10 protein-coding genes are annotated in these 11,648 nt (G+C 40.5%); 2 read left to right on the top strand and 8 right to left on the bottom strand.

The genetic code is table 11. The features are described from left to right. A partial coding sequence (locus ACFX4X_RS09035; protein ID WP_377383016.1) for a transposase occupies window positions 1–214 on the top strand: 214 nt, incomplete at its 5' end. A gap of 146 nt (window positions 215–360) precedes the next feature. Here ACFX4X_RS09035 and ACFX4X_RS09030 read toward each other — a convergent pair. The 7 genes from ACFX4X_RS09030 to ACFX4X_RS09000 all read right to left on the bottom strand — a co-directional run bounded on the left by ACFX4X_RS09030 (window position 361) and on the right by ACFX4X_RS09000 (window position 10,263). After that, a complete protein-coding gene (locus ACFX4X_RS09030) occupies window positions 361–1,731 on the bottom strand; it encodes a putrescine aminotransferase (RefSeq protein ID WP_284470310.1) in 1,371 nt (456 codons plus the stop codon). 299 nt (window positions 1,732–2,030) lie between these two features. Further along, entirely contained in the window at window positions 2,031–4,136 is a 2,106-nt protein-coding gene (locus ACFX4X_RS09025; protein WP_377383014.1) for a sigma 54-interacting transcriptional regulator, read from the bottom strand. A 607-nt stretch (window positions 4,137–4,743) separates the two neighbouring features. Next, window positions 4,744–4,971, bottom strand: a complete 228-nt coding sequence (locus ACFX4X_RS09020) for a hypothetical protein (RefSeq protein ID WP_377383013.1) — start codon at window positions 4,969–4,971, stop codon at window positions 4,744–4,746. 42 nt (window positions 4,972–5,013) lie between these two features. Beyond that, window positions 5,014–6,351, bottom strand: coding sequence for an APC family permease (locus tag ACFX4X_RS09015; RefSeq protein WP_377383011.1), 1,338 nt, complete (start codon window positions 6,349–6,351; stop codon window positions 5,014–5,016). Window positions 6,352–6,747: 396 nt separating this feature from the next. Continuing rightward, the gene (locus tag ACFX4X_RS09010) at window positions 6,748–7,800 is read right to left on the bottom strand and encodes an NAD(P)H-dependent glycerol-3-phosphate dehydrogenase (protein ID WP_089364787.1); all 1,053 of its coding nucleotides are present in this window, start codon (window positions 7,798–7,800) and stop codon (window positions 6,748–6,750) included. A gap of 16 nt (window positions 7,801–7,816) precedes the next feature. After that, complete coding sequence (gene der, locus ACFX4X_RS09005) at window positions 7,817–9,127, bottom strand: ribosome biogenesis GTPase Der (RefSeq protein WP_089364788.1); 1,311 nt, start codon at window positions 9,125–9,127, stop codon at window positions 7,817–7,819. A 515-nt stretch (window positions 9,128–9,642) separates the two neighbouring features. Then, window positions 9,643–10,263: a YphA family membrane protein gene (locus ACFX4X_RS09000; RefSeq protein WP_089364789.1), complete on the bottom strand. Its 621-nt coding sequence runs from the start codon at window positions 10,261–10,263 to the stop codon at window positions 9,643–9,645. A 133-nt stretch (window positions 10,264–10,396) separates the two neighbouring features. Between ACFX4X_RS09000 and ACFX4X_RS08995 the strand changes: the two genes are divergently transcribed. Then, window positions 10,397–10,528: a YpzI family protein gene (locus tag ACFX4X_RS08995; protein ID WP_284470308.1), complete on the top strand. Its 132-nt coding sequence runs from the start codon at window positions 10,397–10,399 to the stop codon at window positions 10,526–10,528. Window positions 10,529–10,590: 62 nt separating this feature from the next. Here the strand turns inward: ACFX4X_RS08995 and fni are convergent, their stop codons facing one another. After that, window positions 10,591–11,637: a type 2 isopentenyl-diphosphate Delta-isomerase gene (gene fni, locus ACFX4X_RS08990; protein WP_377383008.1), complete on the bottom strand. Its 1,047-nt coding sequence runs from the start codon at window positions 11,635–11,637 to the stop codon at window positions 10,591–10,593. Window positions 11,638–11,648: the final 11 nt, after the last annotated feature.

Here is an 11,648-nt window from a genome sequence, read left to right as displayed (position 1 = left end):
TGCCTATTCATTTCACACGGCTGCAGACCGCAATGGTTTTGTGCTAGGGTCGATTGTAACACCTGGAAATACGCATGCAAAAGAAAAGCATGGTATGCGTTGGACTACTTTAAGGGGACTTAAAAAATTGTCGATGCAGGCGATGCTTACTTTCAATGCCATGAATATAAAGAAGATGGCCAATTGGACATGGCAAGGTCCAAAAATGGCCTAACATAGTGGTCTCGTTGAGACCCAAGCTCTTAATCTTGAGCAAAATTCCAAGAAAATATCAAAAGGGGTTCGGAATTAATTCATTCCGAACCCCTTTTGTCGACAAACTGAAAAACAGCCCTAAGGCTGTTTTTCTGCTTACTTATATTAAGATTGAAGCGTCGGCAAAACCTCTTTAAACGCTTTTATGACTGTATCCACTTCATCCAAATGTATAGTCAATGACGGCTCGATCCTGATTGTTTTGGAGTTTATAAGCGTACCTGCCACCAAGATGCCTTTATCAAAGAGGGCTTTAGAAAATTCATAACCCACTTCGTCTTTATGGAACTCAATACCAATCATCAATCCTTGTCCGCGAATCTCCAATACCTTATCTTTGTGCTCTTTAGCCACTTCCTTTAACCCATTTAAGAAGTATTCACCAACTTCTGCAGCACGCTCCGGTAATTTTTCCTCCAAAAGCACGTCGATCGTAGCAATGGCAGCAGCACATGCGAGTGGATTTCCTCCAAATGTCGTAGTGTGCATGAATGGATTGTCGAACCAGCTTTTAAACACTTTCTCATTGGCTACAACGGCCCCTGCAGGCATTACTCCGCCGCCAAATGCTTTCGCTAAACAAAGAATGTCCGGTACCACATCATAAAGCTGGGATGCAAACATTTTACCTGTACGTCCCATTCCTGTTTGAACCTCATCCAATATCAATAACGCATCATATTCGTCACATAGTGCCCGAACCTGCTTTAAATAATCTTGCGGAGGGAGGATGACCCCTCCTTCACCCTGGATAGGCTCCAACAGCACAGCAGCAACGTCTTCACCGACCAACGCACAACTTTCAAACGTTTTTCTCATCATATCCACATCACCGAAAGGTACATGACGCACACCTGGAATCAGTGGAATGAACGGTTTTCGGAACATGCCCTTTGCTGTTGCTGATAAGGAACCAAGACTTTTACCATGGAATGATTTTGTCGTTGAAATAATCGTGTATTTGTCACTGTACATTTTGGCCAACTTAAGCGCAGCCTCCACGCTCTCCGTACCGCTGTTCGTAAAGAATGAGTATTTTAAATCTCCCGGCGTGATATCGGCTAGGATCTTTGCAAGCATTGCACGCAATGGATCAAGTAAGTCCTGGCTATGAAGGGCTTGTCTTTGCAATTGATCGGTTACGGCCTTTACTACTTTAGGGTTACGATGGCCAACATTATAAATGCCAAACCCACCTAAACAATCAATATATTTTTTTCCATTAACATCCGTAAAACATGAATCTTGATCAGACCACTCTACCGCAGCGAATTGTGTGTCTTTAGTGACCGTCTTCCGATATTCCAAAAACCCTGGGTTTACATGGTTACGGAAATTCTCGACCGTTTCTTTCGTTACCCATTGGGCATCTTCTTTTGAAATTTCTTTTTGCTCAATTAATTGAAGCACCTTTTTAATATAATCCTGGGTTTCTGATTGGTTGGCTTGAGTTTTACTTTCTACGTTAATTGACATTTTATACTCTCCCTTTTTTATAAATTTATTGGATGGTTAATTAAGGATGCTTTTGATGAATCTTTAATGCTTACCTCCCTTTTTTCTTATACTTACTTACCAAGCAAGTACCGTGCCAAGATAATTAACCAATAAAATCGCATTTTTTTTAATAAATACCACTAAACCTATGCAATTTTGCATATCATTATTTTACTTTGCATAATCTATCCTTGGAAAACCATTAAAAAAGCTTACCAAATTCCTTCATAAAAAAAGCCGTTGATAAGTGAATAACATCACTCGTCAACGGCTTTTTTTCAATATGCATTTTTTTCGATCCTCTTACTCTGTTCAGCCAAGACTTTTTGATACTTCCTGCTCACTGATGATTGACTTATCCCCAGCGCTTTTGCCGCTTTCGTCGTAGTTTTATACTGTTTCATGGCCAGCATGATTAATTGCTCTTCAACATGATCCTGGGCTTCCTGCAGCGGAAGGATTCTCGTAATGATGGGTTTTGTTTGTTTAAAGTCACTGCCGACCGGAATGAACCTTTGAATGAAGCCGGCATCTATCATCTCTTCATCTGCAGAAACAACCAATCTTTCAATCATGTTCTGCAATTCACGAATGTTCCCCGGCCATGTATAGACTTCCAGTATATTCAAGGCATCAGGGGAAAAGTGGTAATTCCGCTGATACCTTTCATTCAGTTTTTGCAGAAAATGAAAGGCTAGCGGCGGTATATCCTCCGGCCTTTCCCTTAACGGGGGCACATGTATGGGAATGACGTTCAATCGATAGAATAAATCTTCTCTAAACGTCCCCATCTCGACCATTTTTTCCAGTCTCTTATTCGTTGCCGCAACAATTTGAACATCGATGGAGACAGGTGTCGTACTGCCTATCGGGATCACTTCCTGTTCCTGGAGGACTCGCAGTAGCTTGACTTGCAGATGTATAGGCATGTCACCCACTTCATCAAGGAATAAAACACCGTTATTGGCCTGTTGAAAGTATCCTACTTTCCCATTTTTATCCGCTCCTGTAAATGAACCCTTCGTATAACCAAACAATTCACTTTCGAGGAGGTTTTCCGGAATCGCCCCGCAATTTATCTTCAGGAAAGGTTGCTTGGAGCGCCTGCCCATTTTATGGATGGCTTCGGCTATCACTTCTTTACCCACTCCCGACTCCCCGTTGATTAATACAGTAGATGAAAAATGAGCGATTTTCTGGACTTGGCTGATTATCTGCTCCATTTTAGGACTGGCAAAAATCAACTCTTTATAAAATTGATCTTGCTTTTTGAATGAGTCCAGTTCTTTCTTCATTTCATTTAGTTCCGATTTCAATTGTGCCGTTTCCGTTATATCCCTAGATGCAATGACTATACGCTCTATATCCCCTTTTTCATTGAATACTGGAGTACCAACGGAAAGTACTTTTTTATTCATTTTCGTATCTTGGACAATCGATACTTTCTTTTTTTGTTCAAGGACTAACCGGGGGACCGAAGGATTGAAAATCCCTTCATCTTCTAATTGCAAGAGATTCTTTCCGATATAATCTTTTAAATCCTTTCCCCAGAAACCTGAGATGATGCTGTCACTATAGCGTAATAGCTCCCCTTTTTGATTGACGACCAGAATTTCATCATAGATATTCGCTAAAATGGCATTCAAGTCTTTATTCGAGCTTTTTATCAAATCTATTTCCATGGCCATTTCCTCAACCATCGGTAAATCCTGAACGATGATGATCAGGCCTTCGACTTCTTTTTCATGATTTAAAATCGGGCTATAATCGACAAGCACACTCATGACATCAGTAATCTCCAGCTGATTAAGAATACTGCTCCCGCTGGCAAACACGTTATGTATATGCTGCTTATCGAAGATGTTTGCAGCAGGTTCATTAAGGACTTGTTCTGAAGGTTTTTTTATCATTTTCAAGCCAGATTCATTGAAGTTCACGATATTTTTTTCTTTATCAGCCACAAAAATCCCCATAGGAATGGATGTTAAAATCACATTTAGCAGGTCTAAGTTTTGTTTGCTGTCCTGCTTGAATAATTCAGCTAAAACATCTTCCCTTTTTACATAACCGGTAAGCAGGCCTTCATCCGTTTTTATCAGTACGATAGGTTCACCGATAATTTGAAACAGGAGCGGCATGGAAATGTTTGGATGCAATTTACAAACATTTTCAATCGAGAAAGCATACTGTAAAAGCTGATCGACTGTCGTTACTCTTTCATTTAACGGGAGGTCATCCATGCGGATATAGGCAAATACTTGATTATCCTTCATAAGAAAGAAGAAAGGTTCCTGTATCTCATCAATTTTTTGCTCTGAAAATGTTGGCTGATCAATTTCTATAGATATGAATGGTCTAATTTTATCATCCGGAATAGATAACACAGTTTCACTCTCCTTTTGTAACCCAACCTATATTTTAACACAATTCTGAATTGCAAGATAAAAAATAAATATGTCCAGCTTCTTATACCCAACATTTACCTTTATTCGATCCATAATAAAAGGGGTTCCTTCTACATGTTAAAACAAAGTGATCGGAACGGGTGCGTGAGACTCCTGCGGGAAAAGCCCGTCCAAGGGGAGACCCCGCAGGCGCAAAGGGCCGAGGGCGGACCGTCCGTGGAAAGCGAGTGCCCTACGTTCCAATCAACGTTCTATTTTACAAACCCTCAAAAAGACTGTAGACAAACTCAATTATTATCGAGTTTGTCTACAGTCTGAAGAGTTCTTTATTGAACCCTTTTGACCTAAAGATCAGTTATACATCTTTTACTTATTTTTCATTGGACAAAGGGGCGTTCACCTTTTCGTATTTAATATCCTCCACAACATTGATAATCGTCGAAATAATCAGTAAACTAAAAGCCCGCACATAAGCCGGTACAGAAGGAAAGCTGCTGAAAAGAACGGCTGAACAACAAATAATTGACCATTGGAATGAATAAAACCCATTAGTATCGACCAACCCACCAGAAAACCGGCATATGGATTAATCGACTTTTGCGTAGGCATATGCTGAACCTGCCGATGGAATGACCTTCGCCATCTGTCCATAACTGTTTTCCGTGAAAAGCATCACCATTAAAGCGAGTATGTAGGCTCTAGGAACCACATGTGACATTTCTGCTGCGATGCCATATGTGCTGAACACCGTTGCTAAAGCCATGAATAAAAAACCGAATAGAATAACAGGCATGAAACCTCTCCATTTTCTCATCAGACTTATAACCCCCCCCTTCGTTACATCAATAGAGTGGATTCACTGGGCTTCTTTAAAATGAAATAGCGGAGGGGATTCCGTAAACCATTTTGTCCGGTACAGAAGATAACAAATTCCAATTAACGCCCAGACAACCCCTAGGATCAATGAACTCATATCGAGATTAAGCCACAGAATGAATACCGATGCCCCTCCAATAACCGGGGACAGAATAGTTGAAAGAAATCCTTTCATCGTTCGGAAACTTTTGTTTCTTATTGCATGGACGATTACACAAATATTCACGAAAGTAAAAGCAATTAGAGCCCCAAAGTTAATGAGGGAAGCGGCCGTAACCAAATCAAGGAATAAGGCAATCATTGATATGGCCCCGACAAAGATGACATTAAAAAATGGCGTATTGTATTTGGGGTGGACAAACCCAAAAAGTTTTTTTGAGATCATTTGGTCACGCCCCATGACATATAACAACCTAGAAACACTAGCATGGGATGCAAGACCGGAGGCAAGGGTACCGGATAAAGTTCCAGCGAGAAAGAAAGCTTGAAATAACTTCCCGCCCACAAAAAGGGCAATTTCCGGGGAAGCCGCCTCAGGATCGCCAAAACGGGAAACATCAGGGAAAAATAACTGTGTAAAGAATGCAGCCGTCACAAATAAAACCCCACCGATCAGGGCAGTCAAAAAGATGGCCCGGGGAATCGTTTTAGATGGATTTGGTGTTTCTTCCGATAATGTAGTGACAGCGTCAAACCCCAGAAACGAAAAACAAAGGATTGTAGCGCCTGTAATGAGTGTCGACATTTCCATATGAGGCCCGATGAATGGCTTAACTGAAAAAACGTCACCTGTTCCTTCTCCACCCATGACCCCTTTGACCACAAGAGCCACAAAAATAATGATGACCAACATTTGAAAGAAAACTAGAAAGCTATTAAAGTTGGCAGCAAAATTAACATTGAATAAGTTAATCCCTGTCATTAAAAGAACAAATGCCATTACCCATATCCACGGGTATACTTCAGGAAAAAGAGCTGTTAGGTATATTTTTGTTAAAATGGCGTTCACCATCGGTAAAAATAAATAATCAAGCATCGATGACCACCCGACAAGGAAGCCTAAATGTGGATTTATCGTTTTTTGAGTATAAGTATAGGATGAACCTGCCTGCGGATAAATTTTCACCATTTTTCCATAGCTGGCTGCAGTAAACAACATCGCCATAAGAGCAATGACATAAGCTGTTGGCACATGCCCCCCCGTTTCTTCTGAAACTATCCCGAAAGTATCAAAAACAACCATCGGCGTCATATAACCAACACCAAGCAATACGATATGCCATAAGTTTAAAGACCTTTTCAGTTGACCTGTTTGCATGTATCCTTCCCCTTCCTTGTTTAGCCAGAAAAGTTAACCAACTTTCCTGGCCTCCTTTATAATTTTTTTGTTATATTACACTTCGCAATTTTCATACCAAAAAAAAAAGTCGATTTTTAACAAAAAACAAGGAAATAAGTAGAATATTTCATGCAAATTTGAATAACTCATGCAATTATTCATAATCCCTAAAGTTAGCTAAAAGAGAATCAATGATTTTTGCCCATAAAAAAAGCAGAAGATATAAAGATACCTTCTGCTCATTTGACTAAATCCCCCGTGCCGAGGTCAAATTACTAGTTTACTTTCGTTGCATTGTATGCTGATACACGGCAAGGCGCATCATCGAATGCCTAATTTAATGAAATTCTTTTATTAAAATCAACAAACGCGAGGTTAATCCTGCTGTCTGCTATCCAATATGTTAAAAAGTTCTTCCATTTCATTCGTTTTTGAACGATTCATTAAAAGGTCAACTGCCTTTTTCACTTCTTCCCCATTGAATAAAACATCGTACAAGGCTTCTGTGATCGGCATGTTCACTTCGTACTTTTTAGCTAGTTGATAGGCGGCTTTAGTGGTTCTGACACCTTCAACGACCATACCCATGTTTTCCAAAACTTCTTCAAGCTTTTGCCCTTTACCAAGCATATTCCCAGCTCTCCAATTACGGGAATGGACGCTTGTACAAGTGACGATCAAGTCGCCAATCCCAGCTAAACCTGAAAACGTTAGTGGGTTGGCCCCCATGGCCACCCCCAGGCGGGATATTTCAGCCAATCCCCGTGTCATTAATGCAGCCTTGGCATTATCACCATAGCCTAAACCATCCGTAAGGCCGGCACCCAAAGCAATGATGTTCTTCAATGCCCCACCGATTTCAACACCAATCAAGTCGGGATTTGTATACACACGGAAATTATTATTGATAAAGATGTCCTGAACCCTTTCGGCTGCCTTCATATTCTTTGAAGAAACGGCAACTGTTGTCGGGTGACGCAGACTGACTTCTTCTGCATGACTCGGGCCTGAAAGAACCACTATATCTTTAAGCCAATCCGCCGAAGAGACTTCTTCAATCATTTCCGATATACGAAGCAGTGAATCAGGTTCAATTCCTTTACTCACATGAACGATCGTCAATGGTTTATCATGAGCCTCTTTAATCTGACCAAGCACTTCCCTGTAGGCTTTGGTCGGCACCGCCAAAATAATTATTTCAATCCCGGCCAACGCTTCTTTAATGGACGAATATCCTTTAATCCCCAAAGGCAATTCAATCCCAGGCAAGTATTTTTCATTCGTATGATTTTGATTCATTTCATCAATTTGTTTCTGATTGTGTCCCCATAATCTCACTTCATGCTGGTTATCAGCTATTACCATCGCTAAAGCAGTTCCCCAGCTCCCTGCACCAATCACAGCGATACTTTCTTTTGCTTTCACCATTGTATAACCACCTTTACTATTTCCTTTGGCGTCCAAAAATTCGTATCGGTGTTCCTTCAAAACCAAAGGCATCCCTAATTCGATTTTCTAAAAATCTCTCATATGAGAAATGCAATAACTCCGGATCGTTAACGAATACAACGAAAGTAGGCGGCTTAATCGCAACCTGAGTCGTATAATAGATTTTCAAACGGTTGCCATTATGAGTCGGTGTCGGATTCATCGCCACGGCATCCATGACCACTTCATTCAATACATTTGTCTGAACACGGATAGCATGATTCTCACTAGCCTGATCGATGACTGGTATTAAGGTATGTGTCCTTTTTCTAGTTAAGGCAGAAAGATAGATGATTGGCGCATAATCCAAGAATAGGAAATGGGCACGGATCTTTTCTTCAAAATCCTTCATCGTTTTTTCATCTTTCTCGATGGCATCCCACTTATTGACGACGATGATGACCGCTCTACCCGCTTCATGGGCATATCCGGCAATTTTTTTATCCTGCTCACGAATACCTTCTTCAGCGTTCAGGACCACAAGAACAACGTCTGAACGTTCAATTGCCCTTAATGCACGAAGAACGCTATATTTCTCCGTACTTTCATACACTTTCCCTTTTTTCCGCATCCCAGCAGTATCAATAATGACATATTCTTTACCATTATATTTATAAGGGGAGTCAATCGCATCGCGAGTCGTTCCTTCAATTTCACTTACAATGACACGATCTTCACCTAACAATGCATTGACCAGTGAAGATTTACCTACATTCGGTCGTCCAATCAAACTGAATTTAATGACATCATCAGCATAATCCTGGCCGCTGAATTTAGGGAAGTGTTTGGCCGCTTCATCCAGTAGGTCACCAAGACCAAGTCCATGAGACCCGGAGATCGGGAATGGATCGCCAAAACCTAACGCATAGAAATCATAGATTTGATCTCTCATTTCTGGGTTATCGACTTTATTTACCGCAAGGACAACTGGCTTTCTCGATTTAAAGAGAATCTTAGCGACCTCTTCATCTGCAGACGTTACCCCTTCACGACCATTCGTCATAAAAATTATCACATCGGCTTCATCGATGGCAATTTCAGCCTGCTGGCGAATTTGTTCTAGGAACGGCTCGTCACCGATATCAATTCCACCTGTATCAATAATGTTAAAATCATGTGTCAACCATTCACCTGAACTATAAATCCTGTCACGTGTTACTCCAGGAACGTCTTCGACAATCGAAACTCGTTCTCCCACTATTCTATTAAAGATTGTCGATTTTCCCACGTTCGGACGACCGACTATCGCAATTACCGGTTTTGGCATTGCTATTCACCCTTTCTGCTACTATATCTCTGTCAAAGTCACGAAATTCATGAATGCATTTATTAAGGTTGCTTTTTGCATTATTGATTTTCATTATTTCCTTTTAAAGGAAAAGGCTGTATCCATCATCATATAAAGGAAAATTTCATCAGTAAGAGAACTCCCTACTGATGTTCAGTTAAACGTATCAAGTATTTACAGGCAGTTTGTCCACTTTACTCCCCAGTTCCTCAGGTGACGTGAAGCTGAACCCTCAGCATGCTAAAACGTGATTATAAACAGCCCAAAAAAATGAAGAAGCTTTCGGCACACTGCTTCCTTTTAATTTTTTAGAGCATTTTACGATTTATCTACAGAACTCTAACTATCCTATAGTAACAAATTTCTCGCCAATCAACAATGATTGTATGCATAAAAGCCTTCCACTTCCAATTGATTCCATTTAAACCTGCAGCATTTTGGATAAAAACGGATAACACCCCATATCTTTTTTCCTTAATCTTTCCCAATACTCCTCATTGATTAAAATTCTCTTTTCTTTGTTTTGATAACAATCTCGATTGGGATGATGAATAAATGTATTGGCCAACAAGCTCCAACATTCTCCACAGTATGTTCGTGCCCAATATCAGCACTGCATTATCGTGCCATGCGTATGCAAGGGCCACATAAGACAAAGAGTGATAAACAAGCAATCCAGAATATATGATATCACCCATTATCAAACCGATTAAAAGGACGAACAATCGATGTTTCCAATTTTTAAAAAGTAATAGGATAAGATAATTCAGGAAAATACACAAAAGATAAGAGGGTTTCATGATGAGCCATATCGGATCAAGTAAAGAAAAAAGTTGAAAACTGGCATAGGCGAGAGTGATAATAAGACTTCCGCAGATCAGTTCCATCACCTTGATGATTGATTGTTTCCTAATATACACACATAGTATAAAGAAAAGATATGGACCGCTCAAATGCATGGAAAATAAGGAAACCTCCAGTTTATACCCCGTTAATACCATTACGGCTAATAGATGAAAAAGAAAATCAAAACGAAATGGGACCGTTTTTGGAATAAAATACATGACAATGACCCAAACTATCCATGACATCCAATAAAACAAAATTCCATCCATGCAGCATCCCCCTTTTAGGAACATTATGGCTTGTTTATTCAAAGAATAAACGTAAAGGCGGGGATTAAAATGAGGAACTGCAATATTCATCCATAAAACCGTCCCCCTATCATTTTAAAAAGGAGGTGTAAACATGGGTAAAGATCGACAAGAAAAGAAATTGAAAGAAAGTAGACGGGTGGAGTCCGATAGGGACCAATCCTTGGGTCATAAAGGGGCAACAAGAATGGAAAGTCCCGAAGAGGCACGAAAAAGGAATAGCTAAGTTATCCCGAACAAAAAGAAGCATCTCAATGGTTTCAATTGAGATGCTTCTTTTTGTGGAATTCATTTAGCATATGCCGAACAATTTATGCCTCTTTGAGATAACCAATGATAGGTGTTGCCTTTGATGACTATTTTCGCGTTCCTTAATTCTGAGATATTACCGCACCCTAGTGCAGTCATGATGATCTTTAAATCTTCATGTATGTAGTTTATTTCTTTAATCAATTGTACCAGGCCAAACTCTTTATGCAACTTGAGGAAATGTCCGGCTAACCCGACACCTTTCGCTCCTAAGGCCAGGCTTTTTGTAATTTCCAAAGGGCTTTGAATGCCCCCCGATCCAATAACTGAAAGCTGAGGTGAAACATTAACGGCTTCGACTATCGAAGCAGCTGTCGGTATGCCCCATTCATTAAAATATCCGAGTATTTTCGCTCGTCTTTCATTTTCGATTTTAGCAAAATTCGTTCCGCCAAACCCGCCTACATCAATGATCGATACACCAACGGAATGTAATTGCTGCACCGTTTCCTTACTCATCCCAAATCCAACCTCTTTTACGATGACAGGAATTCCGATACTTCTGTTGATTTTCTCTATTCTCGAAAGGGTACCCGCAAAATTCCTATCCCCTTCAGGCATCGTCAATTCCTGAATGACGTTAAGATGAATCTGCAGGGCATTTGCCCCGATCATTTCGCTGGCTCGCTTTGCCTGTTCGACTGTTGCTTCACCGCCAAGATTACCAATCAGCACCCCATCAGGATTTTCCTGTCTTACCACTTTAAAGGAGTCTTGCTGACAAGAATCCTTGATGGCTGCCATTTGTGATCCAACCGCCATAGCGATTCCTGTTTCCCGGGCAGCAATGGCCAGGTCACCATTCAATTTTTCAGTTTCAGGGCCTCCGCCACCGGTCATGGCATTTATAAAAATTGGCGAACTTAATTCAAGTCCGCCAACTTCCGCTGATAGGTTCACATTATTCAAGGAAATTCCTGGTAAGCTTTGGTGAATAAACGAAATATCCTCTAGCCCGGTTTTATGCTGCTGACCTGTTTTTAACGCAAATTCTATATGATCTAATTTTCGTTGTTCTCTCTCCAAGGCCCTCACCA

This window comes from Peribacillus sp. YIM B13481 (assembly GCF_042787985.1).
Lineage (GTDB): Bacteria > Bacillota > Bacilli > Bacillales > DSM-1321 > Peribacillus > Peribacillus simplex_A.
This window is presented reverse-complemented; position numbering and strand designations above follow the sequence as displayed.